Origin of the sequence: Romboutsia weinsteinii, from assembly GCF_002250835.2 — a bacterium.
Classification (GTDB): domain Bacteria; phylum Bacillota; class Clostridia; order Peptostreptococcales; family Peptostreptococcaceae; genus Romboutsia_A; species Romboutsia_A weinsteinii.
In genome coordinates, this window is the sequence record NZ_NOJY02000008.1 from 1 (window position 1) to 25911 (window position 25911).

Genomic DNA, 25911 nt, shown 5'->3' on the forward strand with positions numbered 1-25911 from the left:
GTGATTAGTTATAAATTCCAATTTATCGAGTAGATTTGAGATGGAATATTAATATAATGCGAAATACAAATAGTTCTGATATCATGGTATAAAAATTAGAATTTAGAGAGGGGATATTATGGAGGAGAGAGTATATTTTTATATTCCAAAAGTTGAAGAGTTAACGTATCGTCAAAAAATAATGAGCCAACCAGATACGATGAGTTATAACAAGGGATATGATGTTTCTTATGAGGGGTATCATAAAGATACAGGATGTATAGATTTTCCAAAAAACAAATGGATGGATTGGTATTTTAATAGGGTTAATAATAAACCAGAATATTTTTATGCTTATATTGCAAAGAAAGAAGACAATTCTTTTATTGGAGAGGTTAATCTTTATTTTAATGATAATAAGAAGTGGTATGATATGGGGATTGTACTTGAAGCAAAGTATCGTGGAAAAGGATATTCGTTAGAGGCTCTTAAAAAGTTGATGAAGGTTGCTTTTAATGAATATAATGCCTTAGCAGTTCATAATTATTTTGAGATTACAAGACAATCTGCTATTACAATACATAAGGCTGTTGGATTTAATATGATTAATGAAGTTAATGGAATTGTTGAATTGCTAATTACTAGAGAAGATTATTTTGATAAGTTTCCTACAAGCTCCAATTTACATGGCAAAGGAAAATAGGAATTTAAGAATGGAGTTGTTTAGTATGAATAAAACTTCTACAAGTGAGTATTTAGATTTACAGGTAAAATTACCGAAAGGAATTTTGATTAGACAGTTTACTGAAGCGGATTTTCCTTTGATTAAAAATTTGTATGAACAAGAGGGGTGGATGACCTTTATAAATAGAGAAGTTGATGCATTGCAAGCGTGGAAAAATTCAACTGTTGCACTTGTTGCTATTGATGGCAATAATATAGTTGGGCTAGTTCGTGCATTGAGTGATGGAAAAATAACCACTTATATAGCTGAAATTATAGTTGATATTAACTATCGTGGCAAAGGTATAGGGAGAGCATTATTAGAGGTATGTCATAATTTATATCCAAATACAAGGTTTGATTTGTTATCATCTGAAAGTGCAGATGAGTTTTATAAAAGTAATAAATTCAGAATAGTTACAGGATTTAGAAAGAGCTATTAATAATTTATAAGTATATATTCCGAGAGGTGAAAATATGGAAATCTGGGATGTTTATGATAAAGATAGAATTAAAACTGGTGAAACAATGGTAAGGGGTAGCAAATTTAGAGAAAATACTTATCATATGGTAGTTCATGTATGTATTTTTAATTTAGAAGGCAAAATGTTAATTCAACAAAGGCAGCCATTTAAAGAGGGATGGCCAAATATGTGGGATATTACTGTTGGAGGGAGTGCTATATCAGGTGATACAAGTCAATTAGCAGCAGAACGTGAAGTTTATGAAGAAATTGGGTACAAGTTATCATTGGATGGAATAAGACCAGCTCTTACAATAAATTTTGATAGAGGGTTTGATGATGTGTATTTAATCCAACAAGATATAGATATATCAAAACTAAATCTGCAATATGAGGAAGTTAAATCAGTTAAATGGGCTTCAAAGGAAGAAATATTATCTATGATTGATGAAGAAACCTTTATACCGTATCATAAAAGTTTAATAGAATTGTTATTTTTTATGAGAAATAGCAAAGGTATACATACTCGATAAATTCCAATTTGTAGGGTAGTTTTAATGAAGAAATTTAATATATTGCGAAGCAGAAGGGTAGGAGCAGAGCTCCTACCCTTTTTTTATCTCACAACCTCACCTAAGTACAGAAAGAGCAGTCAATCTCTGTAGACTAACTGCTAGGCAAACTTAAACTAAAAAATTAGTAATTAAACTCATTTAGCAAGGACTATTGTTTCATCAAGTGGCTTAAAAACTTACTGCCTACACCATTTCCTTGAAGGCTCTCTTTAACACAAAATTGGTCAATATAGTATTCCATTCCATTTATCCAAGGTTTTTTAGCACCTACACTTAAGGCAACAATATCTTCATGCCTCATTAAAATATAGCCTATAAAGTAATTGTTGTTCATATAATTTTCAAAAAATGTAACAACTTGATTTCTTGAATTATATTCATCTACCTCCTAAAAATAAATAAACTCAGTTTCAAATTATAACTTATTACTATGTATATGAGTATTATACTATTTTCAACAATATAAAAAATATAGAAACATTTGTTCGAATAAATTTCACTGGAACACTTGTTCTTTTAACTGTATAATGCTATCATTAAATTAAGTTAGAAATGAGGGAGGTGATGGGGGAACATGGACAATCGTGGCGAAAAAATGAGATATAAAATCCTAAAAGAAGTAAATACTTTTATAGATGAAAATGGATTTTCACCAACAGTAAGAGAAATAGGAAGCTTGGTAGGACTTAGGTCATCAAGTACAGTGTTCTATCATTTGGAAATACTTGAGGAACTAGGTAAAATAAAAAAACATCCAAATATATCTAGAAGTATAATTGTAAAAAAATAAAAAGGGGATAAAATTATGCAAATATTTAGGAATGAGGAATTTGGGGAAATTTCAGTAGTGGTTGAAAAAAACAGAGAGTATTTTGAAGCAACTAAGGTGGCAGAGATTTTAGGATATTCAAATCCAAGAAAAGCAGTACTAGACCATTGTAATGATGGAGTAACGATTCGTGACGTAGTGGTAGTAGCTGGAATAAAAAAAGATGGAAGTCAATCAACTAAACGTGTTAAAAAGAAGTTTATAGATGAAGGAAATCTTTATAGATTAATAATGAGATCAAAGCTTGAATCTGCTAAGAAGTTTGAAAGATGGGTAGTAAATGAAGTGCTACCAAACCTTAGAAGAAATGGAGTTTATATGAATGAAGAAATTATAGAAAATATAATACAAAATCCAGACTTTCTAATAAAGGTGGCAGAAAATCTTAAAAAAGAAAAGCTAAAGGTTCATGAACTTAACGAAACAATAATAAAATGTGAATCACTAAAAACTCTAGGAGAAACTATTGGTGATTGTAAAGATGCAATAAGTATAGGTGCATTTGCAAAGGTACTACATGGTTTAGGAATAGAGATTGGAAGAAATAGATTGTTTGCATGGCTTAGAAACAATGGATACTTAATGAGTCAGTATTTAGAAAATCAACCAAAGCAAATGTACATAGAACAAGGATTATTCAAAACTCGACAAACTATAATAAATACTGAAGAGGAATTTAAAATAAGAATAACTACTTACATAACAGGAAAAGGGCAGAAGTACTTCATAAAACTTATTGAGGAGGACTTTGGATATGGGAATGTTCAAAAATATGTTTAATAAGAGTGAAAAGGAAAATAACCTACCATTTGGAAGCAATGAGTGTGGTAGATTTTTAAGAGAAACCTACAAAGACAGTGTGGACGAGGTAAAGATTTTAGAGGAAAATGTATATGAAAAACTTAATGAGTACGATGAAATAGTAGAAAACATATCAAAGCTTGAAACAAGGAAAAAGATAATTGAACATATTCTACAAAGTGAGATGAAAGAGTGCGAGACAGCATTTTGCAAGGAGAGAAAGATTACTTGGAAACCAGTAATTAAAAGTAGCATAGATAGCAAAGTTTTTAAAGACGAAAATCCAGAACTTGCTTTAAAATACATAAAGGTAAACAAAAGTAGGGTATTTAAGATACGCTAAGGGGGATAGAGTATGGCTTTGTACAGACATGTAAGAACAGAGTTTTGGAAAGATCCTAAGGTGCAAGAGGAGATGACTCCAGAAGACAAGTTATTTTTTCTGTATCTGATGACTAATACTTCGACTACTCAAATAGGTATTTACAAAATTACTAAAAAGCAAATTGCGTTTGAAATGGGATATTCAATAGAAAGTGTAAATTCTCTTATGGATAGATTTGAAAATTATCATAAGCTTATTAGATATAACAAAGATACTAGAGAAGTCGCTATAAAAAACTGGGCAAAGTACAATCTAAATAAAGGTGGAAAACCGATTATAGATTGTGTAAGAAAAGAGCTTGGGGATGTAAAAGATAAAGAACTTTTAGATTATATTTCAAAAGGGATTATAAAGCAGGAAATAAAAATAATATTTGATGAAGCATACAATAAATTGAGTAATTTCAATGAAGAAGAGAAGTTTAAAAGCACACCTAATAGTGAATGTCCTAGTGAACAATACGATACGTACCACGATTCGTATAACGATACATCGACGATAGGTGGACAAAAAGAAAAAGAAAAAGAAAAACAAAAAGAAAAAGAAAAACAAAATAAGACGAGTAGGTATGTTTTATTTTATGAAAAGAATGTAGGTACAGTAAATGAATTGGTATATGATTGGCTAGTAGAAATAAGCAATTTTATTGAGTTTGATCTTTATAAAAAATCAATTCAAATAGCTACAGATAGAAATAACTGCACCAAGGCATACATAGGAGGCATATTAAACAAATGGATGGAGAAAAACATATATAGCCTTGCTGATCTTAATAAATATATGGAAACATATAAATTTAAAGGAGAAGAGAATAATGATAAATCAAGGTATATCAGAGAACTTGAGAATGAAGATAGCTCAATCTACCAAAAGCCAACCAAAGAGCAGCTTAGTGAAATCAGAAAATTCCTTGGTGACAAGTAGATATAGATGTGATAAATGCAGAGACTTAACTTTTATTATAAATGACAATGAAGCTATACCATGTGAGTGTAGAGCAGTAAGAGAAGCTGAAAACATACTTAAAAAAAGCGGAATAAGTGAAGAGTTTAGGAAGAAGACTTTTGAGAATTTTAATTATTCTTTTGATATTCAGACTGTAGATGCTTTTGGAAAGGCAAGTAGATATGTAAGTAGCTTTAATGAAATAAGAAAAACTAAAAACAACTCAATAATGTTTATGGGACAAGTTGGTTCTGGGAAGACTCATTTGTCCATGGCAGTTGCAAATAGGTTGATGGATAATGGTATTAGTGTTATTTACATGCCATTTAGGGATGTGATTACTAGCATTAAGCAAAATATGCTAGATGATGCATATTATCAAAGGGCGATGAACAGGTATAAAAAAGCAACTGTGCTTTTGATTGATGATTTGTTTAAGGGAAACATAACAAAGAGTGATATTAATATTATGTTTGAAATAATAAATCACAGATATTTTAATTCTCTATCTGTAATTGTTAGTTGTGAACATACTTTTGAGTCCTTACTTGATATTGATGAGGCTGTTGGAAGCAGGCTTATTGAGATGAGTAAGAATTACTTAGTAGAGATAAAAGGGAGAAAACTAAACTACAGAATCTATGGTGGGTAAATTGATATAAAAAAGTCCTAGGATGATATTTCCTAGGACTAGATTAAAAAAGGAGGGATTTGTATGATAAATAAGCTGAAATTAGAAGATGTGCCAGATGCTTATAAGGATTTGGCAGAAGAGATTGGATTTGAAGCATTTAAGAAATTGATTGATTTTACAGGAGGAGGGGTTATATACATTCCTCAATTATCTGCAATCAATGCATGTGTTAGAAATAGGGAAATAAGAGAAAATTTTAATGGTAATATTAAAGAACTTTCTAAAAAGTATTCTCTAAGTGAGATGCAAATTAGAAGAATAGTTAAAGAAGAAAAATAAAACTAAAAGAAGAAAATTACCCAGTAGGATTAAACGCTAAATAATCAAATTATCTTCCACATATAGGAGTAATATAAAAACATACTTTATAAAAAATAAAATAATGGATAATGGTATTATGTACTAGATGTACATTCAAATGGGAGATTATGTATGAGTAAACTACTAATAATTGATAGTGGTCACAACGAATATGTAAAAGGAAAAGACGAGATAGGACTTATGACAAGATGTAATAAGGCTAATGATTACTGGGAAAATCATAAAAAGCCTAACTATTTGTTCTTATTTTGGAGTTGAGTATAGACCTATTCATAATAGCTTAGATTATTCTAATGGAAATTACAATAAAAAAGCTAAGACCACTGCAAACTTAGATAAAAGATGTGGCAGAGGAACTAACTTTAGTATCATTACAACAATACCCAAAGGAACAATAATCACTGTTAACTATTGTCTAGATAATTGGTTTTCTACTTATGATTTTGGGGTATTAGGATATGTAAGTGGTAAATATATTAAACTTATATAGTATATAGAAGGTAGTTGATAGTAGTATGTTGTATATTATACCTTATATAAGAATTTAGATAAAATTATATGGTTAATTACTAAAGAGTAGCTTGTAGCAGGATAAAGCTATTTATAAAAATAAGAGTGCGAGACATTGATGGAGGAATATGTTATGGCTAAGCTAATTGAGGGGTTTAAAACTAGTGGGGGGAAGCATTGTATAACCACAGCATTAAGACAAGTGTTTGACTACTACAATTATCCATTAAGTGAAGAGATGATATTTGGAATAGGATCAGGATTATCTTTTGTATATATTAATCTCGAAAAATCTCCAATGGTATCTGGTAGAACTAAGCCCTTTGAGTTTGAGAAGTTACTTGGTGAAAGACTTAATATTGATATAAAATGCAAAAGTAGTAGTAAGTATATGATTGCTTCTAACAAGGTAAAAAAGTTAATTGATAGTAATAACCCAGTTTTAATATATGTGGACATGGCTTATCTTGATTATCTAAATCTTGGTGAAGATAATCACTTTGGTGGACATGCAGTAGTATTATTTGGTTATGATGATGAAAATAGGAAGTTTTATATAAGTGATAGAGATAACTGGGACTATCCTATCACAACCCCAAAGGGAGACATATCTAATGATTATCACGTAGTAGATTATAAGGAGTTGGAAGTGGCTAGAAGTAGTAAGCATAGACCTTTCCCTGCAAACAACAAGTATCTATCAATAAATCTAAATGAACCAAGAGAGATTACTTCACTTATAATTCGCCAAGCAGTTAAAGAAACTTGTGACAATATGCTAGATGCTCCTGCTAAGTTGTTAGGACTCAACGGTATTGAGAAGTTTTCTAAGGAAGTATTAAAATGGAAAAAGTTTGATGATGATAAGTTGAAGTTGGCTGGAATTACAAACTATTTTCAGATAAATGCTGATGGAGGTACCGGTGGAGGAATATTTAGAAAGATGTATGGAGATTTTTTAATAGAGGCAAGCCACATATTTGATAGTTATAGGATGAGAGAGCTTGGGATATTGTATGTTGATATTTCTAAAGAGTGGGATAGGATATCAGATTTAATGTGGCAACTATATGAGACTGGAGATGTTAATTTACTACAGAAGATGTCTGATATATTAAAAGATATACATAGTAGGGAAACAATGGTACTAACAGAGCTTAGAGAGATAGTAAGCTAAATACAATTTAACAATTAGTTAAAAGAAGCACTCAAATATAATTGAGTGCTTTTTATATACTAATTTACTTAAAGAAATTAGAAAAATTAGACTTAGGACTTATACTTGAGTTTCTTTGGTATTTTACAACAGATTTAGTTGTAGAATCAATACTAACAAAAAATGCATCGTTAGAATCATTTTTATTAATAAATATATAGTCATAGTAGGAATTTAATTTATCATATGTATAATTGTTATTGTTCATATTGAATTTACTTATATCGATATCTAAAGTATCTATCAGTGAATCTATTATAGATAACACTTCATCATCACCAATTGGAGATATTGGAGATGTTACTTCAGCCTTTGCACCATTTTTAACATACAATTCAGCTACTTGACCTGTTACAGAATCTACTACACACACGTAACCACTAGAGCTTGTAGAATTATTCCAGCCTAAATGCCACTTATACTGTTTTTCATTTGAAGAATCTCTAGAAAGATTTATATATCTTGATATATCTGAATTATCTAAATCAATACCCAATCCTTCCTCAAAGGTTTTTTTAGCTATACTTATTGCTTTTTGCCTTGTTATAAGATTATTGTTTTTTTCTATCTCTGCTTCGTAGTTGAATACGCTACTTTGAGTGTATAACAAGTCTTCTTTGAATGAAAAATTTAATTTAATTATTTCTACCAATATAATAGAAATTGATACTATTACTAATGCTGATAACAATTTTTTCATTAATGATCTCCTTTATAAAGTTAAAAATAACTTTTATCAAAACCGTACTTCAATATTTTGCTAATAATTTAATTAAGCCATTTTTGTATATTATATCAATGAACTATGTATTTTAATCTAAATTATTTGAATATATATGATACTTTATAATTTTATATAGCTTTAAATATTGCATTTATTAAGTATATATAAAGTTAGTTAAAAAATACATAATTGTAGTTTATATTACAAAAATATATGTTTTATCATGTAGATGTAACGAAGTTGTAAAATATTTTGTTTTAGGAAAATAGAAGGCTGATATTATTATAAAACAAAAATAAAATATGGTTAATTGATAATTAATTATTGCAAAACGATAAAATAATGCCTATAATTTATTATATACTTAGTATTTAGGGGGAATATATGAGATCAGATTTTATAAGAAATGCTTTGTCGACTTTTTTATTTTTAATATCAATATTATTGGGAGGACTTACTATAATATTACTAATTCGAAAAATATTTGAATTAGCGTCAGATTATAGTTTTTTAAAGCTAGTAGAATTTACTTTTCTAGTTGTATATACATGTAACTTTTTTATAGTAACAGTAAAACTGATATTATTATTAGAAAGTTCAGGATCTACACCATTTATATTTGATAATGTTAAAAGGCTTAAAACTATGGGATATTGTTTACTTTTTAATAGTATATATGATTGTGTTATGGATTTTAGACTAAATCTAGATGCAAATATTAGAATCTTTGGTACTGAAAATGGAGGAATATCAGGTCCTATGATTGTTTGTTTATTAGCGGCCTTAATGTGTTTTGTAATGGCAGAGATATTTGACAAAGCTATAAAAATAAAAGAAGAACAGGACTTAACAATATAGGGAGGTACTATGGCTATTATTATGAAAAAGAGAGCAGTATATTTTATAATTACATTAGTAGTAATGGTTATGGGGTTATTATCAAGAAAGTTTATGTTTATATTTCCAAAGGATATTGCACCATATGTAGGTGATATGATTTGGGCTATGATGGTTTATTTTGGTTTTAGATTTTTATTACCAAATTTTAGTTTATTGAAAAGTTTTAGTATGGCAATTATATTTTCATTTGCTATTGAAATAAGTCAGCTATATCAAGCAGATTGGATAAATGCTATTAGAAGAACTACTTTAGGGGGATTAGTACTTGGATATGGATTTTTGTGGGAAGACATATTAAGTTATTCTATAGGAATAGTATTTGGAGTAGTGATAGATAAATATTTGAGATTAAAAAATATACAATAGTTGAAAAAATAGGGGGATACTTATGCAAAATAAGATGTATTTATCTGAGAAAGATAACAAGCTTACAGGGGTATGTGGAGGAATTGCTGAATTTTTTGGATTTAATTCAACAGTACTTAGAGTGATTTTTGTATTATTTATTTTAATGGATTTTGCAAGCGTACCGATTTATATAGCTTTAATATTTCTTATGCCTAATAGGAAAGACGAGAAAATAAAAAATATTCAATAGTACTCTACATTAGATACTTTGTGAGTTGATAGGTTAAGTATAGAATATATTGGAATATAGAGGTATACGCTATATATAAATAGAGAAGTTTTTTTATTGGGGTGAAAATAATGATTAGAGAATATAAAGTTGAGGATAAAGAAAACATTATCAAAATATTACAAGAAGGTTTAGTTTTAGATATGTCATATATTAATGAAGATTTTTCATCAGAGAATAATACTATTTTAGTATATGAAGATGAAGGAATCAAAGGTTTTGCACTCATTGAACCACGTAATAAGGTTACTAAGTTTTACAATATTAATATTTATGTAAAGCCTAACTGTAGAAAGAATGGTCTTGGAACTAAACTATATAATGAGGCTGTAAGTTATTTAGATGAAGTAAAGCCAAACACTTTATCTACTAAATATGTAGATAAGGAAAATGTGTCAGAGTTTTATAAAAAAATAGGATACAAAAAATGGTTTTCATTTTATGAAATGACTTATAATGGTGATCCAAAAGAAGAAAGTAAACTTAAATTTGTAAATTATGAAGATAAATATTATGAAAAGTATGTACAGTTATGTGCAGATGGTTTCTATGATTTGAGAGCAGAAAATGATATACAGCCATATATATGTAGTAATCCTAATGAAGAAGATAGGAAAAATACTATTAAAGAAAAAGATGATATATATTTATGTATAGATGATAATGATGAGATAGTTTCTACTGTTAAAATTAAGGGTGGATACGTAGATGATTTAATAGTTAGTAAAAGTTATGAAGGTAAGGGTATAGGGCAAGAAACTACGAAGTTTGCTATAAATAAGTGTATTAAATCTGGAGTAGATAAAATAACTTTAGATGTAGTAGTTTGGAATGTCTCTGCAACTCATATCTATAAAAAATTTGATTTTGATATAGTTCAAAAAATAAATGTATGTAGGCAGTTTACTGAGAAATAGTCTTTATAGATAATATCTAGTGTAATTTACATGTAAGTAGACTAAATGTGGGAGAGACAATATGAAAGGTTTAGAACTTAGTGAAAGGTTTTACTTTGAGGTAGTAAAATCATTAATCGATAATGAATTTCCAATGCTAAAAGATAAATACTCTGCGGGACTTATAGGATATGGATCTGATGTACTTGAAAATGATGATGAATTATCAAGAGATCATGAATGGGGACCAAGATGTTATATATGGTTAAGTAATGATGATTATGAAAAATATGCATTAGATATAGATAAAACCCTACTAGATAAACTACCATTATCATATAAGGGGTATAAGACAAGATATGTTTACGATGAAGATTATAAAGCATTAGTAGGAGCAAATACAAAGAGAAACTCTATTCATCATATTGCAATAACAACAACAGAAAGATATATGAAGATTCAATTTGGTATAAGTAAAAAGAATGGAGAGTATCCTCTAACAGATATAGAATGGCTATGCATTCCGGAACAAAAGCTATTAGAGCTTACCAGAGGAAAGATTTTTTATGATCCAATAGGAGAAATTACATACATAAGAAATGAGTTTAAATACTATGATGATGAAGTGTGGAAGTTCAAACTTTTGTTTTGTTGGAAGGAAATATCAAATTTAGAATTAATTCCGTTATGTTTTGCTAGAGGAGATGAAATTGGAGGAAAGGTTTGTTTAAATAAAGTCATTGAAAATATAATAAGAATAGCATATTTATATAATAAAACTTATTATCCAGGATATATAAAATGGTTTGGATATGAATTTTCAAAGCTGCCCAAGGTAGCCGAAGATATAGAAAATCAAATAAAAGAGTGCCAATGCTCATCAGATATAAATTTAATTATGAACAATCTAAAGAATATAGTAAAACACTTACTAAAAGAACATAACAAAATGTGTATCACAAAACATATAAGTATTGAAAATAATAAAACTACTAGAGGATTATGTGATATATCTGTTAAACATATTCCTGATATTATAGAAGAAAGCTTAACAGAGAAATTAAAGGATTTAGGATTAAGAGGTTCATGTGATCAATGGATTAGTAACTCAGATTTACTAATATGGTCTGAGAAATTTACAGACTTAAAGCATATTTATGAAGAAGGTAAAATGCTAGAAAGAAATAGAGTCGGAGATATGATTATATAATTAAAAATATACTAACCTCTCATATTTATGCATAAAATGAGAGGTTTTTTAATCTACAATTTACTATACTATATATAAAGGTATATAAAAGTATTGAAAATTTATCTAAGGATGGTTAAAGATACATGGCAAACTACAAAGAAATAACTTGTACCGCAGCGTGTAATAAATTAAAAAGAAAAATGCCCTATACTTGGGACTTAAATATATATAGAGGATGCGAGCATGGTTGTAAATATTGTTATGCAATGTATTCTCATGACTACCTAGGTTCAAATCAGTATTTTAGTGATATATATGTTAAAACAAATGTTGTCGATAAATTAGAAGAGCAATTAAAAAGTTCATCATGGAAAAGGGAAATAGTTAATATAGGAGGGGTAACGGATAGCTATCAACAGATAGAAGAAAAGTATAAATTGATGCCAGATATACTTAAATTAATGATAAAATACAAAACACCTTGTATTATTTCCACAAAGTCAGATTTGATTTTGAGAGATTATGACTTAATAGAAGAACTTGCTAATATTACATATGTAAATGTTGCAGCAACAATCACAAGTATGGATGAAAATATAAGAACTAAGATAGAGCCTAATGGAGTAGAATCTATAAGACGTTTTAATATGTTAAAAGAATTCTCTAAAACAAATGCATCAATAGGCGTACACTTTATGCCTATAATACCTTACTTGACAGATGATTATAAAAATGTAGATACTTTATATTATAATGCAAAAGATAGTGACGTAGATTATGTTCTGCCTGGAACTCTATATTTAAGAGGTAAAACAAGAGGCGAATTTTTTTATTTTATAAAAGAAGAATATCCAAATTTGTATGAACCTTTAAATTTATTATACAAAACGGGAGGAGCAGATAAAGAGTATAAAAATAAGTTATATAAAATGGTAAATGAAATCAAAGTTAAGTATGGTATTTCAAGTAGTTACTCAAAGCCAATGAAAGAAAAACTTAGTAAACAAGAAGGCTCTCAGTTATCATTTTTTTAGTTGATTAAAAAATATAAGTAAAAGAGAATCATAGATTTATAGCATAGCTTATGGATCTTTTTTATTTTTAAATATATATTCAATTTACTTAGCTTGCACTATCTAAAATACTTAAATTAATATTAATTTAAGTATTCAGAGTATGTTTATTTAAGTAGTTTTAATACCATGAGATGTAAAGAGGGAGGAACTATGCTTAATTTAACTTTAAATAATAATCCTAGATGTAATTGTAAATTAGAAAGTAAAGTAAAGCAACAGGTCTGGGAATTTGAAAATATTCCATACATAAAAATTGAAGGAAATAATATTAAAAAAGATTACACAAGTATTAAAGTAACTCAAGATAATAAAGAACTATTTAGTGATTTTATACAAATAAATAATAATTCATTTATGATTAAATTTGAGTTAAAGGATGCCTTGAATAAGACTAATAATATTAAGGTATTTATGGATAATTATGAAGAGGTATTTAATATTAGTTTAAATAAAATATTTGGTACTGTAAAATATCTAGATAACAGTTCTGTAAAGTATCCAATAATTAACTGCACAAATTCTGATATAGTAGCAGTAGGAGATGAAAATGGAAACTTTGAACTTTTACTAAATGATAAGGAAAATAGCATTGGTATTTTTGACAATAGGTATTCTGTAGATATGCTAGAAGTGTGGATTTATAACGTAGATCTAAAACAAGATATAAGGCTAGATGTTAAGATAGATAAATGCGAAGTATATGGAATTAGAATGTGGGAGCAAGAACATAGTGATTGTATACATTTTATACCTATGTCTATAACTAGAATAAATGACGTATATAGTAGATTAGAAGACTCTAAAGAAGAAGTAGATATTTTATCAAATAAAGATTCTTGGCCTTATCTAAAGAAAGAGGATATAGATGTTTATTACAATAACAACAGTGTTGAAATTGTATCATTCTCTAAATTAGATGATTTCTTAGGAAAAATAAATGGGAAAAATATTTTTAGAAATGGATATGTTATTTCAATACCTAAATTAGACAAAACAGAAGGCGATTTGATAAAAATAATATTTAGGGATAAATACCTAATAAATAATACTATATCTATAGGAGTAGGCGAAGGGTATTACTTAGTGAAATAAGATCTATAAATTATAAAGTAAAATATATATTTAGTAAATATTATTTCTTTATGGTTTGCTATTATATCAAGTTAAAGGATTATTTGTTGAAATTTTAATTAAATATAGGGGGACTCTAGATGCATAGTTGGAGTATAAAAGAAAGTAAGAATTACATATTTCATTATCATAAAGACTCTGTAGCGGAAAATATGATAGATGAAATAATAAATAACCAAGAATATTGTTTTAATCATATATCAAAAGTATTAAATATAAATTTTGGTACTAAAATCAAGTATTACCTATGTAATTCATCAGAAGAAGTAGGTGCTATTTATGGAGATAATGAACCATGTAATGCTTTTGCAAGAAAACCAAATGAAATATTTGCACTTGTAAATGAAGAAGTACAATGCATCGGCTATCATGAAGATTCACATATACTATCTTACTCTATATCAACTCCAAAACAAGTATTTATCAGAGAAGGGCTAGCTATGTACTTTGATAAACACCATTGGGGTATTAGTAACTCTAATTGGGTATCTTATTTTACTGCTAGTAAAAAATATATAAGCATATCAGCTCTAATCTCAAATGAAGAGTTTTATAAATATCCATGGAATATAACATATCCAATAGCAGGAGCATTTACAGACTATCTCATAACAATATATGGAATAGAAAAATACATAGAGTTTTATAAAGTTCTAGATAGTGATTTTGAAGGATGTTTTTATAAAGTTTTTGGTATAGGTTTTAAGCAATTTGAAGACAACTTTATACATTATATAAGTAGCTTAAAAACAAGCAAAGAACTATTTAAGTTATTAGAAAGCTTAATGTAAGTAGTAAAAATACTCTACTATATCTAGGGGGTGATATATTTGATGTTTAATAAGTTAATACCTGAATTAACAGTATTTAATATAGAAGAAACAAGAGGTTTTTATTTGAATATTTTAGGTTTTAAACTGGAGTATGAAAGGATAGAAGATAATTTTATTTTTGTATCTTTTGAAAACAGCCAATTTATGTTTGAACAATTGCATGATGATGGTTGGAATATAGGCGATCTGAAATATCCTTTAGGAAGAGGAATTAATTTTTCTATTGAAGTTAAGGATATCGATCGTTTATATGATAAACTGACTAGTAATAATGTTACTCTTTTTAGAGAGCTGATGGTTAGTAATTATAAAGTTGGGGATAAAATAATTGAACAAAAAGAATTTTTACTACAAGACCCAAATGGTTATTTATTAAGATTCACAAATTAAGCTATCCTATAAATTCCAATTTAGAAAATAGATTAAACAAACAATATTAATACTTTGAGAACTAAAAAGGTAGGAGCATATCAATATGCCCCTACCTTTTTAGTTCTCAAAGTATTCAACTAATAGATCATTTAAAAAAGTGCTTAGTTAGTATATATTAAAAATTATAATAAAAATTTTAGATAAATTTGTCAGGTTTTTTGATTTAAATGTGAATTAGTTAATGTAGAAGCTTTTACATTAGAGGAGGAGAATAAATTGCAAGATAGATTGATGATTAAATATATAAGAAAGAAAAATCCAAAAGGGATGGAAATTCTAATTGATAATTACAGTGGTATTATAACATCAGTAGTAAGAAGTCACTTAGGATCGCTTAAAAATTACGAAGAAGAATGTGTAAGTGATGTTCTTTTATCCATATGGGAGAGTATAGAAGGATACGACAAGAAAAAAAATTCATTTAAAAATTGGATATGTGCTATTGCTAAGTACAAATCAATCAACTATAGAAGAAGATATCTAGCTAAAAGTGAAACAGTAGATATAACTGAGGATATATATTATATGGATGAAGAACTCATAAAGTCTGAAGTAGAGGAAGACATAGAAGAGATACTAGATTGTTTAAATGAAAAAGATAAAGAACTTTTTATTAAGTATTATATTGAGGGATATGAATTAAGTGAAATAGCTATAAAAAATAAGACAAGCGTATCAAATTTACATAGTAGACTATCACGAGGTAGGAAAAAAATAAGAGAAAATATTGGAAGATAGGAGAGTTGAGATATGAATGATAACTTTAAACTTTTAAATGAAGTAGAAATTGATTTAGATAAATACACAGATTTAGAAATTGATAATAAAGAAGAGCTTAAACTAAAGATGAAAAGTAAAATACAAAAAGAACGCAAGTTTAAGAAAAGTATAATAGCAGCGGCAAGTATTGGAATTATAAGTGCTGGAGTAATTGGTGCAGGTATAATAAACCCATCACTAGCAGAACAGATTCCAATAGTACATAATATATTTAAAGAGTTAAATTATATGTTAAAGCTTGGATATATTGATTACAATGATATTCAACCAATTGGAGTATCAGAAACATCAAATGGGACTACAGTTACTATTGAAGAAGCAATAAGTGATGGAAGTAATGTGTTTTTAACATATAGCATAAGAAGCGATAAAAAGTTACCTAGAAGTGGTGAAAGTATACCAGAAGAATACAGGGTTAACAGTATAGACGTAGGAGATTTAATTTTTTATGGAAAAGAAAAAACTAGAACAAAAGGATTATCTATAGCAAGTGGAGGATATGATAGTGGATACTTCAAAGATGATTATAATTTTATGGGTATGATTAGATATGAAATTTCTAGTAATAAATTTGAAGTTCCAGACTCAGTTAACTTAGAGTTAGAAATAGATTCAATTGGATATCCAGAACTGGACTATGAAAAGATGATAAAAGGTAATTGGAAATTCAATTTAAATATAGATACAAAATCTAATATAAAAACAATAGATATAAATCAAACAAAAGATGCTTTCAAAATAAATAATGTTAGTATTAGCCCTTATAGTATAGTTGTAGATTATGAGTTTAAAGAAAGTTTTATAACTACACGTGAAGAAGAGAAAAATAATATCTTAAAGAGAGTAAAAATGGATGTGGATAATTATAAAGAAGCTTATTATACGGGTTATACTTATGAAGAGGTTAAAAGGGATAAAAAAGATAATCTTATAAGTTTTAAAGATGGTGTGGTTAGAGATAGAGCATGTATATTTCTTAATCCAGATTTAGTGAAAGAAACTCCTAAAGAATTAAAGATTAGTTTTAAAGCAGTAGGAATAAAAGATGCAAAGGATACTGTTTTTAATATAAAATTGGATAATTAAGAATCTAAAGTACAAATAAAAATACAGCAACCTAATTTTTAGGATTTGCTGTATTTTTGATTTATTACATTTATAGTGATTTTAGGTGTCCACAAAAAGATCTACTTTAGTGGACACTTGATTGTTATACATTCTGATATAATTAAATTAAATTATTTTCATAATTAGGAGGGGAACTATGGAGAATATAGATAATGTATTAGAATTTTATGAGAATGGAGCAGAGAATGGAAGATTAGAAAGAGGACTTGGGAAAATAGAATTGTATAGAACTAAAGAAATCTTAAATAATTATATTAAAAACAAAAATAATACAATTTATGATGTAGGTGGAGGAATAGGTGTATATTCATCTTGGCTTGCAGAAAAAGGCAATGATGTTCATCTATTAGAGCTAGCACCTTCAGCTGTAAAAATTGCTATTGAAAATCAAAGTAAAACGATGTTTATTGCAGAAGTTTGTGATGCAAGAAATTTAGATAGAGATGATGAAAGTGCAGATATAGTTTTACTAATGGGACCTCTGTATCATTTACAAAATAAATGTGATAGAGCACAGGTATTAAACGAAGCTAAAAGAGTTTTAAAAAAGGGAGGACTATTATTTTCAGTAGGTATATCAAAGTTTAGTTCTACAACCTGGGCATTATCAACCTATGGTAAAACGAACAATTTCTTAGATGATGCTATTTATAAAAATATGATAGAAAAAGAACTTCTATCAGGAGTTCACTTAAGACCAAAAGAATATCCATACTTCATAACTCAAGCTTATTTCCATACTCCGATAGAACTTCAAAAAGAAATTGAATTAATAGGATTTGAAACTATACAAAAACATGCGATAGAAGGATTAATTTGGTTTACACCGAGCCTAGATGAGAAATGGGAAGAGGAAAAAAGTAAGGAACAACTTTTAAATATAGTTAGGCTTACAGATACCGAAGATTCAGTTATGGGAATGAGCCCACACTTTATGATTGTTTCAAAAAAATAATTAGTATAAGTATTGATTATAAATTGTCCAATAAAACATTTGTTTTAGTGGACATATGATGTGCTATACTTAATTTAGGGGTGAAATTATGGATTTTATAGTATACCTATTGGTATATATTCTATTTACACCTATATTGACAATGATTCATGAGCTAGGTCATGCTATTCCAGCTTTGATATTTACAAAAGGGGATGTAAGTGTTAATATTGGAAATTCTAATCTAAAAAAACAAATAAAACTTAACCGGTTGGTTATAAATATTTATGGATATAGGTCTATAATAGATGTGTCTTATGGTTATATTAATTGGAAACCTATAGATAGTAAATTAAAATCAATTATAATGATTGCAGGTGGTCCGATAGCATCTTTGTTTACCTCAGGATTATTGTATTTTAGTTTATATAAAATAGAACTATCTTACTTGATGATAATAGTATTTAACGCAATGTTGTTATTTAGCTTAGGTCAGTTTATAGTAACAATTTTGCCAATGAAGTATGGTGATAATAGTCCTTACAAAGGTTTTACAAGCGATGGATACAAAATAGTACAGTGGTTAAAGTTGAAAAATACGAATTAAACATCTAGTTAAAATCTAGGTGTTTTTTATGTCCAATAAAACATATATGTTAGTGGACATTCTATAATTGTGATATTGTGCTATAATTAACTAAATATTAAAATAAGGGGAATAAATTTTTATGGAGATATTAAATAGTGAAAGGTTGATATTAAGAGAATGGGGGGAAAGGGATAGCTCAGACTTATATGAATATGCTAAAAGCGATTTAGTTGGTCCAAATGCTGGGTGGAAACCTCATAAAAGTGAATGTGAAAGTAAAGAAATAATTAAAATGTTTATTGATAATAATGATACTTATGCGATAGTCTTAAAGTCAGAAAATAAAGTTATAGGTGGAATCGGATTGCACAATAGAAAGCCAGATGAAAAACTTTATGATATAGAGCAAAGAGAGATTGGATATGTACTAAACCCAAGATATTGGGGGAATGGATATATTCCAGAGGCTGTAAATTGCTTGATAAATTATGCATTCAATGAACTTGATTTAGACTTAATTTGGTGTGGTCACTTTGATTTTAATAATAACTCTAAGAGAGTAAATGAAAAATGTGGATTTAAATATAAATTTACAAAAGATGAAAAATTAAAATTATTAGATAATAAAGAAGTTAAGACACTTTATTATAATATTTTGAAATCTGAGTACATAAATAAGTAGTAAAATGAAGAGTAATATTTAAATATTGCTATTTTATTCTGATTAAATATCATTATTATAAATAAGATTAGCTCAATAAGGGATTGTTAAAGAAATAAAAATGGGGTTTTCTTTAACAAAATATTAGATTCACAATTTTAATATAATGAGGACTTGAAGGTAGGGAGCATATTAATATGCGCCCTATTTTGTTGCTAAGTAAGATAGTTAATAAAATCAACAACAGGCAAATCGAGTTATTATAAATATACACAATAAAATGTACTACATTAATAAGAAGCTAAAGTAATTGAAAAAATACCCAGTAATAACGATACCAATTGTTACTATAGCTATAAATATAGCCAATAACTTTGGCTTAACAACTTTACTAAGCATTATCATTGATGGTAGAGACAATGCGGTAACACTCATCATAAATGCAAGTACTGTTCCAATAGGTACCCCTGCCATAAATAAAGCCTCAGCTATAGGTATAGTACCAAATATATCAGCATACATTGGAATACCTATTACAGCAGCTATAATAACAGAAAATGGATTATCGTGTCCAAGTACTGCAAGTATTGCCTCTTGTGGTATCCAGTTGTGTATTAAAGCTCCTATACCAACTCCGATTAAAACATACTTATAAACATTTTTTATAATAGCCAAAGTATCTTCTTTTGCATAATTTAATCTTTGTTTTTGGTTAAAGTTTTCAGATTCATCATAAAGATCCCTAGTATGTTCAGTATATGTTTGAATTTGATCCTCTAATTTAAGTTCCGCCAGCTATTGCAATTATAAGTCCTAGAACTACATATAAAATAGATACGTTCATACTAAAGAACCCAGCTAATAATAGTAGTGACGCTAAATCAACCATTGGAGAAGATATTAAGAAGGCGAAAGTAACACCTAGTGGTAAACCTGCATTGCTAAATCCTATAAATATTGGAATACTAGAACAAGAACAAAATGGAGTTACAGTCCCTAAAAGCGCTGAAACTGTTGCACCTGTTATTCCCTTAAATTTTGTAAGAATTTTTTTAGTTTTCTCTGGTGGGAAATAACTTTGAATATATGATATGAAAAATATTAAAACACCTAATAGTATAAATATTTTTATAGTATCATATATAAAAAATTGAATACTACCTCCAAGTCTTGAAGTTACATCAAGGTTAAATACATTTTCAACTAACAAAGTAGTTAAATCTGATAACCATTTCATCCCTAATACTTGATTAGTAAAGAAATTAAATATGTTCATAAAAACGCCCCCCCCATATACATCAAGAAAAATTGATGTTAAAAATATAAAAATGTAGCTTTTTAACAAAACTAAAAGTTGATATAACGAATTAGTTAAATTTTGGAATCTATACTATTCATTATATCAACTTTTTTTGATTTGACAATTCTATTATAAAAATAAATTTTGAATGACTTCATAAGTTAATACTTTTGAAATTGCATCCTTATTAGCAGAATAGAAATTCCATTTTCCTTCAGATGTCTTATTTATAAGATTTGCAGAAAGTAGTAATTTTAAGTGATAAGAAAGTTTTGATTGAGATATATCAAATATGTTAGTTAACTCGCACACACACTTTCAGCAGAATATAGCTTTTTTAATATATCTATCCTTATAGGATCAGATAATGCTTTAAATACAAAATCTATATTATTCATGTTAATAACCTCCAATGCTTTATATTATTATAACAAATTTTATATTATTAATTAAATTAAATATTAATTTAGTATAATTTAATAATAATATAGATACTTATGTAAATTATAAATAATAGAAATTGTCGACAGTTAAATCAATTTTTTTTGATTTAATTGTTTACAAAATAAAAGTTTTAGCATATCATATGATTAAAGGTGAATATGATAATCTGAAAAGGAGAATTTATGAACATCATACAAAAGTTAAAAGCGCTAGGAGATGAAACTAGACTTCGAATTGTTAATATTTTAAGAGATGGACCATTATGTGTTTGTGAAATAGAATCTATACTTCAAATAACACAATCTAATGCATCTAGGCACTTAAATAAGCTTACGAATGCTAATTTAGTAACTTATTACAAAGAAGCAAAGTATGTTTATTATAAGTTAGATGAAAATACATTAAAAGATTATACTTTTATAGAACTTATTTTACGAAATGAGTTAGAAAAAGATGAAATATTAAAATATGACATTGAAATTTTAAAAGCATATAAAGATGCAGGACTTAATTGTGAAACAGTGTCACAAACTAAAGATATAATTTCAAGTATAAACAAAAGAAAATAAACTTTGGAGGTAGTACAATGAGAATAGCAGTAATATCTGATATACACAGTAACGTGTACGCACTTAATGAAGTTTTATCTGATATACAAAAAAAAGATATAGATATGACAGTATGTACAGGTGATTTAGTAGGTTATGGAACTCGCCCAAATGAAGTTATAGAAACTTTAAGAAAAGAAAATATTCTTACTATAATGGGAAATTATGATGAAGCAATAGGTAACTTAAAAATAATATGCGGATGTGACTATCCAGATCCAAAGGATGCTGAGAAGGCTGGGCTTTCAATGCACTTTACAGGTCAAGAAACTACATCTAAAAATAAAGAATATCTAAGAAACTTACCTAAAGAAGCAACTTTTACTTTTAACAACAAAACTATAAGGTTTGTACATGGAAGTACAAGAATTATTAATGAATACTTAAAGGAAAATTCAAAAGAAGCAGATGAAGTTATGAGTGAATTAGTTGAAGATATATTAGTTTGCGGCCATACACATATCCCATATGCCAAGTATTATGGAGAAAAATTACTTGTAAATGCAGGTAGTGTTGGAAAGCCGAAGACTAATAGGCCTGATGCAAACTATGTAATTATAGATATAAAAAATGAAGATGAAGTATCAAAAACTTCTTCAAGTGTTGAAGTTGAAATAGTAGAAGTAGCTTATAATTTTGAAAAAATGTCAAAGGAAATTGAAGAGAATGATACACTTCCAAATGACTTTGCAAGGCTTATAAGACTTGGAAGTTCAAAGTAAATATATATTTAAGATAAATTAATTTATCTTAAATTATAAAAACTCATATTCATATATGTGAATATGAGAATATGAATAGGAGGAATAATAAATGAGTAATAACAAGAAAAAAGCTGGTATAGCAGTTGATGTTAATGCTAGTGAAAAAGAAAAAGGTGGGGGACTTGGGTTCTTCGAAAAATATTTAACCATATGGGTTGCACTGTGCATAGTAGCAGGAGTTTTAATAGGGGTGTACTTACCTCAAATACCTCAAACTTTAGATAAGTTTACTTATGCTCAAGTTTCAATACCAGTAGCTATACTTATATGGCTTATGATCTACCCGATGATGCTTAAGATAGATTTCACATCTATAAAAAATGCAGCAAAGCAAAAGAAAGGTTTAGCAGTTACTTGTGGTACTAACTGGTTAATAAAGCCTTTCACAATGTATGCAATATCATATTTCTTTTTATTAGTAGTATTTAAAAATATAATACCTGCTGATTTAGCAAAAGAATATTTAGCAGGAGCAGTTTTACTTGGAGCGGCTCCATGTACAGCAATGGTATTTGTTTGGAGTCATTTAACAAAAGGAAATGCTGCATATACATTAGTTCAAGTTGCAGTTAATGACCTTATACTTTTAGTAGGATTTGTTCCAATAGTTGCACTTTTATTAGGAGTTACAGATGTTTCTGTACCAATGGATACATTATTATTATCAGTAGTTTTATTCGTTATAATACCGTTTGTTGCAGGATACTTCTCTAGAACTATGATAATAAAGAAAAAAGGATTAGACTATTTCGAAAATGTATTCTTAGCTAAGTTTAATGGAGTAACTGTAATTGGATTATTATTAACATTAGTAATATTATTTGCTTTCCAAGGGCAAAAGATAATCGATAATCCTCTGCACATAGCATTAATAGCTGTACCACTTACAATACAAACATTCTTTATATTCTTTGTAGCATACCTTTGGGCTAAGGTTTGGAAGTTACCTCATGATATAGCAGCACCAGGTGCTATGATTGGTGCTAGTAACTTCTTCGAGTTAGCAGTTGCAGTTGCAATAGCTTTATTTGGACTTAATTCAGGTGCGGCACTTGCTACTGTTGTTGGGGTTTTAGTTGAGGTGCCTGTAATGCTTGCACTTGTAGCAATAGCTAATAAAACTAGACACTGGTTTGCAAAGTAAATATCAAAATATAATTAACTATTCATGGGAAGTCAAAATTTAACATTATGTTAGGCAAGGCTTCCCATAATTGTATAAATTTTTAGAGATAGTTTAGGAAAACTCAAAATTCCTTTTAAATATAAGCAATAAATTAAAATTATAAGGAGAATTATTATGAAAATAGAAATATTTGAACCTACAATGTGTTGTTCTACAGGTATATGTGGTCCTAGTGTTGATAAAAATTTAGTTAAAATAGGAGAAGATATAGAAGCATTAAAGAATGAATTCGAAGGAATAGTTATTGAAAGATATCAGCCACAAACTCATTCAATGAAGTTTATGGCTAATATGGAAGTTGGAAAGCTTGTAAAAGAAAATGGTCAAAAGATACTTCCTATAACTGTTTTAAATGGAAAAGTAATAAAAGCTGGAGCATATCCAACTCTAGAAGAATTAAAATCGAGCTTAAGAGGTGAGTAATATGACACAGTTTTTATTTTTCTCAGGAAAAGGTGGAGTTGGAAAAACTTCAATGGCATGTACAACAGGAGTATATAATGCAGATAAAGGCTTAAAAACTTTAATAGTAACAACAGATCCTGCTGCTAACTTATCAGATGTTTTCGAACAAGAAATTGGTCACAAAATAACTAAAATAAATAATATAGAAAATCTTTATGCTATGGAAATAGATCCAGATGAAGCAACAAATGAGTATAAAGAAAATTTACTTGCTCCTATGAGAGAAATTTTTGATGAAGAAATGATAAAAATAGCAGATGAACAATTAAGTGGTCCATGTACAGAAGAAATGGCATCATTTGATAGATTTATTGACTTTATGGAAATAGATGAATATGACGTTATAATATTTGATACAGCTCCAACAGGTCATACTATAAGATTATTAGAACTTCCAATAGATTGGTCTAAGCATATAGAGGAAAGCGCACAAGGTAGTGGACAAACTTGTATGGGACCAGTATCAATGATACAAGACAGCAAAGATAAATTTGACAGAGCGATATCAAAACTAAGAGATATTTCTCAAACAGACTTTATATTCGTTATGCAACCAGAACAAACATCACTAGATGAAACTATAAGAGCATCGCATGAACTAAGTGAGCTTGGAATATCAACTACAAAGGTTATAATAAATGGATTTATACCAGAAGATGAAGCATTAACACCTTTCTTCAAATCAAGATATGAAATGCAACAAGGCTATTTAAATAAGGCGAAAGGCATTTTTGATAATTTACCAATAGATACTATGGAGCTATTTGATAGTGAACTTAAGGGTGTAGATAGATTTAGAGTAAGTGCTTCTATATTATTTGAAGGTAATAAGCCACAAAAAACTACTAAGGCAGAGTACAAAAATATTTATGATATAAAAATAGATAAAAATGAAGGTGCTAAAAATCTTATATTACCTAATAAAAATTCGGTAAGAAATGTATTTTTCTCAGGAAAAGGTGGAGTTGGAAAAACTGTAATGGCTTGTATTACAGCAGTCAAATGTGCCAATGAAGGATCAAAAACACTTCTTCTTACTACTGATCCTGCAGCTCATATTGGTAAAGTATTAGATAAGCCAATACAAGATAGTCCTGCTCCTATAGATGGATGCCCTAATTTATATGCAGCTAAAATAGATCCAAAGGTTGCTTTTGAAGAATACAAAGAAACAGTATTAAAAGATGCTAAATCTAAATTTAGTGGAGCAACAATAGCTACTATGGAAGAAGAATTAAATTCTCCATGTACTGAGGAAATGGCAGCTTTCCAAAAGTTTATATCATATGCTTCAGAGGAAGAATATGACGTTATAGTGTTTGATACAGCTCCAACAGGTCATACTTTAAGACTGTTAGAACTTCCTATGGATTGGTCAAAGCAAATCCAAATGAAGGCAGGAGTTACTTCTGAGATAAGTGAAGAAGATAAAAAGCAAAAAGAAAAGTTTGATAGAGTTATCGCTACTATGAAGGATAAAGAAAAAACTACTTTTAGTTTTGTAATGTACCCTGAAAAGACTCCTATAATAGAAGCCTATAGAGCTAGTGAAGAGCTTAGAACTGTTGGAATTGAGACTCAAATGGTTATAGTAAACCTTATAATACCAGAGGAACAAGCAACTACACCATTCTTTAGAAATAGAAGAAATATGCAAGAAAAGTATTTAGGTGAAATAAAAAGTGACTTTGAAAATTCTGAGGTTGTGAGAGTACCTATGTATGATAAAGAAATAAAAGGAATAGATATGCTAACTAAGATAGGCAATGTAATATTTTAATGAATTTTAA

Annotated in this window: 36 protein-coding genes; 31 read left to right on the forward strand and 5 right to left on the reverse strand. The window is 28.3% G+C overall.

The window, feature by feature from the left end; translation table 11 throughout:
• The first annotated feature begins 118 nt into the window (after nt 1-118).
• From CHL78_RS05935 to CHL78_RS05945, 3 genes are read left to right on the forward strand one after another with little or no spacing between them, the layout of a single operon-like run.
• Nucleotides 119-682: a GNAT family N-acetyltransferase gene (locus CHL78_RS05935; protein ID WP_094368206.1), complete on the forward strand. Its 564-nt coding sequence runs from the start codon at nt 119-121 to the stop codon at nt 680-682.
• Nucleotides 636-1145: a GNAT family N-acetyltransferase gene (locus CHL78_RS05940; protein WP_094368207.1), complete on the forward strand. Its 510-nt coding sequence runs from the start codon at nt 636-638 to the stop codon at nt 1143-1145. Before CHL78_RS05935 ends, CHL78_RS05940 begins: the two co-directional genes overlap by 47 nt.
• Nucleotides 1146-1179: 34 nt before the next feature.
• Entirely contained in the window at nt 1180-1698 is a 519-nt protein-coding gene (locus CHL78_RS05945; RefSeq protein ID WP_094368208.1) for an NUDIX hydrolase, read from the forward strand.
• 190 nt (nt 1699-1888) lie between these two features.
• Here the strand turns inward: CHL78_RS05945 and CHL78_RS05950 are convergent, their stop codons facing one another.
• Nucleotides 1889-2074 (reverse strand): GNAT family N-acetyltransferase, encoded by a 186-nt coding sequence (locus CHL78_RS05950; protein WP_116041257.1) that lies wholly within the window; start codon nt 2072-2074, stop codon nt 1889-1891.
• A gap of 240 nt (nt 2075-2314) precedes the next feature.
• On the opposite strand from CHL78_RS05950, the gene CHL78_RS05955 reads away from it, so the two are divergent.
• The 9 genes from CHL78_RS05955 (at nt 2315) to CHL78_RS05985 (ending at nt 7402) form a co-directional block, all read left to right on the forward strand.
• Nucleotides 2315-2530, forward strand: a complete 216-nt coding sequence (locus CHL78_RS05955) for a LexA family protein (protein ID WP_094368209.1) — start codon at nt 2315-2317, stop codon at nt 2528-2530.
• Nucleotides 2531-2545: 15 nt separating this feature from the next.
• Nucleotides 2546-3349: a phage antirepressor gene (locus CHL78_RS05960; protein ID WP_094368210.1), complete on the forward strand. Its 804-nt coding sequence runs from the start codon at nt 2546-2548 to the stop codon at nt 3347-3349.
• Nucleotides 3324-3713 carry a hypothetical protein gene (locus tag CHL78_RS05965; RefSeq protein ID WP_094368211.1) on the forward strand — a complete coding sequence of 130 codons (390 nt, stop codon included), beginning with the start codon at nt 3324-3326 and terminating at the stop codon, nt 3711-3713. Before CHL78_RS05960 ends, CHL78_RS05965 begins: the two co-directional genes overlap by 26 nt.
• Nucleotides 3714-3725: 12 nt before the next feature.
• On the forward strand, nt 3726-4679 hold the full coding sequence (locus CHL78_RS05970) for a DnaD domain protein (protein WP_094368212.1): 954 nt from the start codon (nt 3726-3728) through the stop codon (nt 4677-4679).
• Entirely contained in the window at nt 4648-5352 is a 705-nt protein-coding gene (locus CHL78_RS05975; protein WP_243446381.1) for an ATP-binding protein, read from the forward strand. Before CHL78_RS05970 ends, CHL78_RS05975 begins: the two co-directional genes overlap by 32 nt.
• 63 nt (nt 5353-5415) lie before the next feature.
• A complete protein-coding gene (locus tag CHL78_RS05980) occupies nt 5416-5673 on the forward strand; it encodes a Mor transcription activator family protein (RefSeq protein ID WP_094368213.1) in 258 nt (85 codons plus the stop codon).
• Nucleotides 5674-5826: 153 nt separating this feature from the next.
• Nucleotides 5827-5973 (forward strand): hypothetical protein, encoded by a 147-nt coding sequence (locus CHL78_RS20670; RefSeq protein ID WP_158540643.1) that lies wholly within the window; start codon nt 5827-5829, stop codon nt 5971-5973.
• Nucleotides 5918-6205 (forward strand): SH3 domain-containing protein, encoded by a 288-nt coding sequence (locus tag CHL78_RS20530; protein WP_147295799.1) that lies wholly within the window; start codon nt 5918-5920, stop codon nt 6203-6205. The genes CHL78_RS20670 and CHL78_RS20530 overlap by 56 nt, the downstream gene beginning before the upstream one ends.
• Before the next feature lie 153 nt (nt 6206-6358).
• Complete coding sequence (locus CHL78_RS05985) at nt 6359-7402, forward strand: BtrH N-terminal domain-containing protein (protein WP_094368214.1); 1044 nt, start codon at nt 6359-6361, stop codon at nt 7400-7402.
• Between the two features lie 64 nt (nt 7403-7466).
• Here CHL78_RS05985 and CHL78_RS05990 read toward each other — a convergent pair whose 3' ends face one another.
• Complete coding sequence (locus tag CHL78_RS05990; RefSeq protein WP_094368215.1) at nt 7467-8141, reverse strand: hypothetical protein; 675 nt, start codon at nt 8139-8141, stop codon at nt 7467-7469.
• Between the two features lie 408 nt (nt 8142-8549).
• Between CHL78_RS05990 and CHL78_RS05995 the strand changes: the two genes are divergently transcribed.
• The 14 genes from CHL78_RS05995 to CHL78_RS06060 all read left to right on the forward strand — a co-directional run bounded on the left by CHL78_RS05995 (nt 8550) and on the right by CHL78_RS06060 (nt 19375).
• Nucleotides 8550-9023, forward strand: a complete 474-nt coding sequence (locus CHL78_RS05995) for a DUF2975 domain-containing protein (protein ID WP_094368216.1) — start codon at nt 8550-8552, stop codon at nt 9021-9023.
• Nucleotides 9024-9032: 9 nt separating this feature from the next.
• Nucleotides 9033-9431 (forward strand): ribosomal maturation YjgA family protein, encoded by a 399-nt coding sequence (locus tag CHL78_RS06000; protein WP_243446382.1) that lies wholly within the window; start codon nt 9033-9035, stop codon nt 9429-9431.
• 22 nt (nt 9432-9453) lie between these two features.
• Nucleotides 9454-9663 (forward strand): PspC domain-containing protein, encoded by a 210-nt coding sequence (locus CHL78_RS06005; RefSeq protein WP_094368217.1) that lies wholly within the window; start codon nt 9454-9456, stop codon nt 9661-9663.
• 110 nt (nt 9664-9773) lie between these two features.
• Nucleotides 9774-10619, forward strand: coding sequence for a GNAT family N-acetyltransferase (locus CHL78_RS06010; protein ID WP_094368218.1), 846 nt, complete (start codon nt 9774-9776; stop codon nt 10617-10619).
• Nucleotides 10620-10680: 61 nt separating this feature from the next.
• A complete protein-coding gene (locus CHL78_RS06015; RefSeq protein WP_094368219.1) occupies nt 10681-11808 on the forward strand; it encodes a DUF4037 domain-containing protein in 1128 nt (375 codons plus the stop codon).
• A 125-nt stretch (nt 11809-11933) separates the two neighbouring features.
• A complete protein-coding gene (locus CHL78_RS06020) occupies nt 11934-12824 on the forward strand; it encodes an SPL family radical SAM protein (RefSeq protein ID WP_116041259.1) in 891 nt (296 codons plus the stop codon).
• A gap of 192 nt (nt 12825-13016) precedes the next feature.
• Entirely contained in the window at nt 13017-13958 is a 942-nt protein-coding gene (locus CHL78_RS06025) for a hypothetical protein (protein ID WP_094368220.1), read from the forward strand.
• Nucleotides 13959-14077: 119 nt separating this feature from the next.
• Nucleotides 14078-14788: a hypothetical protein gene (locus tag CHL78_RS06030; RefSeq protein ID WP_094368221.1), complete on the forward strand. Its 711-nt coding sequence runs from the start codon at nt 14078-14080 to the stop codon at nt 14786-14788.
• A 42-nt stretch (nt 14789-14830) separates the two neighbouring features.
• A complete protein-coding gene (locus tag CHL78_RS06035) occupies nt 14831-15220 on the forward strand; it encodes a VOC family protein (RefSeq protein WP_330408587.1) in 390 nt (129 codons plus the stop codon).
• 258 nt (nt 15221-15478) lie between these two features.
• The gene (locus CHL78_RS06040) at nt 15479-16000 is read left to right on the forward strand and encodes a sigma-70 family RNA polymerase sigma factor (protein WP_094368223.1); all 522 of its coding nucleotides are present in this window, start codon (nt 15479-15481) and stop codon (nt 15998-16000) included.
• Between the two features lie 12 nt (nt 16001-16012).
• A complete protein-coding gene (locus tag CHL78_RS06045; RefSeq protein WP_094368224.1) occupies nt 16013-17128 on the forward strand; it encodes a DUF4179 domain-containing protein in 1116 nt (371 codons plus the stop codon).
• 178 nt (nt 17129-17306) lie between these two features.
• Nucleotides 17307-18125 carry a class I SAM-dependent methyltransferase gene (locus CHL78_RS06050; protein ID WP_094368225.1) on the forward strand — a complete coding sequence of 273 codons (819 nt, stop codon included), beginning with the start codon at nt 17307-17309 and terminating at the stop codon, nt 18123-18125.
• A gap of 88 nt (nt 18126-18213) precedes the next feature.
• Nucleotides 18214-18711 carry a hypothetical protein gene (locus CHL78_RS06055; RefSeq protein WP_094368226.1) on the forward strand — a complete coding sequence of 166 codons (498 nt, stop codon included), beginning with the start codon at nt 18214-18216 and terminating at the stop codon, nt 18709-18711.
• A 121-nt stretch (nt 18712-18832) separates the two neighbouring features.
• A complete protein-coding gene (locus tag CHL78_RS06060) occupies nt 18833-19375 on the forward strand; it encodes a GNAT family N-acetyltransferase (RefSeq protein ID WP_094368227.1) in 543 nt (180 codons plus the stop codon).
• A gap of 264 nt (nt 19376-19639) precedes the next feature.
• On the opposite strand, the gene CHL78_RS21605 is transcribed toward CHL78_RS06060, so the two are convergent.
• The 3 genes from CHL78_RS21605 to CHL78_RS06070 form a co-directional block, all read right to left on the reverse strand.
• Nucleotides 19640-20149, reverse strand: a complete 510-nt coding sequence (locus tag CHL78_RS21605) for a permease (RefSeq protein WP_330408591.1) — start codon at nt 20147-20149, stop codon at nt 19640-19642.
• Nucleotides 20136-20630: a permease gene (locus tag CHL78_RS21610; RefSeq protein ID WP_330408588.1), complete on the reverse strand. Its 495-nt coding sequence runs from the start codon at nt 20628-20630 to the stop codon at nt 20136-20138. The genes CHL78_RS21605 and CHL78_RS21610 overlap by 14 nt, the downstream gene beginning before the upstream one ends.
• A gap of 153 nt (nt 20631-20783) precedes the next feature.
• Nucleotides 20784-20966: an ArsR/SmtB family transcription factor gene (locus tag CHL78_RS06070; protein ID WP_199534003.1), complete on the reverse strand. Its 183-nt coding sequence runs from the start codon at nt 20964-20966 to the stop codon at nt 20784-20786.
• 314 nt (nt 20967-21280) lie between these two features.
• Between CHL78_RS06070 and CHL78_RS06075 the strand changes: the two genes are divergently transcribed.
• The 5 genes from CHL78_RS06075 to CHL78_RS21040 all read left to right on the forward strand — a co-directional run bounded on the left by CHL78_RS06075 (nt 21281) and on the right by CHL78_RS21040 (nt 25901).
• On the forward strand, nt 21281-21667 hold the full coding sequence (locus CHL78_RS06075) for an ArsR/SmtB family transcription factor (RefSeq protein ID WP_094368228.1): 387 nt from the start codon (nt 21281-21283) through the stop codon (nt 21665-21667).
• 17 nt (nt 21668-21684) lie between these two features.
• Nucleotides 21685-22428, forward strand: a complete 744-nt coding sequence (locus CHL78_RS06080) for a metallophosphoesterase family protein (protein WP_094368229.1) — start codon at nt 21685-21687, stop codon at nt 22426-22428.
• 91 nt (nt 22429-22519) lie between these two features.
• The gene (gene arsB, locus CHL78_RS06085) at nt 22520-23614 is read left to right on the forward strand and encodes an ACR3 family arsenite efflux transporter (RefSeq protein WP_094368230.1); all 1095 of its coding nucleotides are present in this window, start codon (nt 22520-22522) and stop codon (nt 23612-23614) included.
• A 156-nt stretch (nt 23615-23770) separates the two neighbouring features.
• On the forward strand, nt 23771-24079 hold the full coding sequence (gene arsD, locus CHL78_RS06090; RefSeq protein WP_094368231.1) for an arsenite efflux transporter metallochaperone ArsD: 309 nt from the start codon (nt 23771-23773) through the stop codon (nt 24077-24079).
• A gap of 1 nt (nt 24080) precedes the next feature.
• Nucleotides 24081-25901 (forward strand): TRC40/GET3/ArsA family transport-energizing ATPase, encoded by a 1821-nt coding sequence (locus CHL78_RS21040; RefSeq protein ID WP_116041261.1) that lies wholly within the window; start codon nt 24081-24083, stop codon nt 25899-25901.
• The last annotated feature ends 10 nt before the right edge of the window (nt 25902-25911 follow it).

Bases quoted from the DNA above. Each gene is read 5' to 3' on its own strand.
- CHL78_RS05935 (WP_094368206.1), top strand. From the start codon at position 119: ATGGAGGAGAGAGTATATTTTTATATTCCAAAAGTTGAAGAGTTAACG.
- CHL78_RS05945 (WP_094368208.1), top strand. From the start codon at position 1,180: ATGGAAATCTGGGATGTTTATGATAAAGATAGAATTAAAACTGGTGAA.
- CHL78_RS05950 (WP_116041257.1), bottom strand. From the start codon at position 2,074: ATGAACAACAATTACTTTATAGGCTATATTTTAATGAGGCATGAAGAT.
- CHL78_RS05955 (WP_094368209.1), top strand. From the start codon at position 2,315: ATGGACAATCGTGGCGAAAAAATGAGATATAAAATCCTAAAAGAAGTA.
- CHL78_RS05960 (WP_094368210.1), top strand. From the start codon at position 2,546: ATGCAAATATTTAGGAATGAGGAATTTGGGGAAATTTCAGTAGTGGTT.
- CHL78_RS05965 (WP_094368211.1), top strand. From the start codon at position 3,324: ATGGGAATGTTCAAAAATATGTTTAATAAGAGTGAAAAGGAAAATAAC.
- CHL78_RS05970 (WP_094368212.1), top strand. From the start codon at position 3,726: ATGGCTTTGTACAGACATGTAAGAACAGAGTTTTGGAAAGATCCTAAG.
- CHL78_RS05980 (WP_094368213.1), top strand. From the start codon at position 5,416: ATGATAAATAAGCTGAAATTAGAAGATGTGCCAGATGCTTATAAGGAT.
- CHL78_RS20670 (WP_158540643.1), top strand. From the start codon at position 5,827: ATGAGTAAACTACTAATAATTGATAGTGGTCACAACGAATATGTAAAA.
- CHL78_RS20530 (WP_147295799.1), top strand. From the start codon at position 5,918: ATGATTACTGGGAAAATCATAAAAAGCCTAACTATTTGTTCTTATTTT.
- CHL78_RS05985 (WP_094368214.1), top strand. From the start codon at position 6,359: ATGGCTAAGCTAATTGAGGGGTTTAAAACTAGTGGGGGGAAGCATTGT.
- CHL78_RS05990 (WP_094368215.1), bottom strand. From the start codon at position 8,141: ATGAAAAAATTGTTATCAGCATTAGTAATAGTATCAATTTCTATTATA.
- CHL78_RS05995 (WP_094368216.1), top strand. From the start codon at position 8,550: ATGAGATCAGATTTTATAAGAAATGCTTTGTCGACTTTTTTATTTTTA.
- CHL78_RS06000 (WP_243446382.1), top strand. From the start codon at position 9,033: ATGGCTATTATTATGAAAAAGAGAGCAGTATATTTTATAATTACATTA.
- CHL78_RS06005 (WP_094368217.1), top strand. From the start codon at position 9,454: ATGCAAAATAAGATGTATTTATCTGAGAAAGATAACAAGCTTACAGGG.
- CHL78_RS06010 (WP_094368218.1), top strand. From the start codon at position 9,774: ATGATTAGAGAATATAAAGTTGAGGATAAAGAAAACATTATCAAAATA.
- CHL78_RS06015 (WP_094368219.1), top strand. From the start codon at position 10,681: ATGAAAGGTTTAGAACTTAGTGAAAGGTTTTACTTTGAGGTAGTAAAA.
- CHL78_RS06020 (WP_116041259.1), top strand. From the start codon at position 11,934: ATGGCAAACTACAAAGAAATAACTTGTACCGCAGCGTGTAATAAATTA.
- CHL78_RS06025 (WP_094368220.1), top strand. From the start codon at position 13,017: ATGCTTAATTTAACTTTAAATAATAATCCTAGATGTAATTGTAAATTA.
- CHL78_RS06030 (WP_094368221.1), top strand. From the start codon at position 14,078: ATGCATAGTTGGAGTATAAAAGAAAGTAAGAATTACATATTTCATTAT.
- CHL78_RS06035 (WP_330408587.1), top strand. From the start codon at position 14,831: ATGTTTAATAAGTTAATACCTGAATTAACAGTATTTAATATAGAAGAA.
- CHL78_RS06045 (WP_094368224.1), top strand. From the start codon at position 16,013: ATGAATGATAACTTTAAACTTTTAAATGAAGTAGAAATTGATTTAGAT.
- CHL78_RS06050 (WP_094368225.1), top strand. From the start codon at position 17,307: ATGGAGAATATAGATAATGTATTAGAATTTTATGAGAATGGAGCAGAG.
- CHL78_RS06055 (WP_094368226.1), top strand. From the start codon at position 18,214: ATGGATTTTATAGTATACCTATTGGTATATATTCTATTTACACCTATA.
- CHL78_RS06060 (WP_094368227.1), top strand. From the start codon at position 18,833: ATGGAGATATTAAATAGTGAAAGGTTGATATTAAGAGAATGGGGGGAA.
- CHL78_RS21610 (WP_330408588.1), bottom strand. From the start codon at position 20,630: ATGAACATATTTAATTTCTTTACTAATCAAGTATTAGGGATGAAATGG.
- CHL78_RS06075 (WP_094368228.1), top strand. From the start codon at position 21,281: ATGAACATCATACAAAAGTTAAAAGCGCTAGGAGATGAAACTAGACTT.
- CHL78_RS06080 (WP_094368229.1), top strand. From the start codon at position 21,685: ATGAGAATAGCAGTAATATCTGATATACACAGTAACGTGTACGCACTT.
- arsB (WP_094368230.1), top strand. From the start codon at position 22,520: ATGAGTAATAACAAGAAAAAAGCTGGTATAGCAGTTGATGTTAATGCT.
- arsD (WP_094368231.1), top strand. From the start codon at position 23,771: ATGAAAATAGAAATATTTGAACCTACAATGTGTTGTTCTACAGGTATA.
- CHL78_RS21040 (WP_116041261.1), top strand. From the start codon at position 24,081: ATGACACAGTTTTTATTTTTCTCAGGAAAAGGTGGAGTTGGAAAAACT.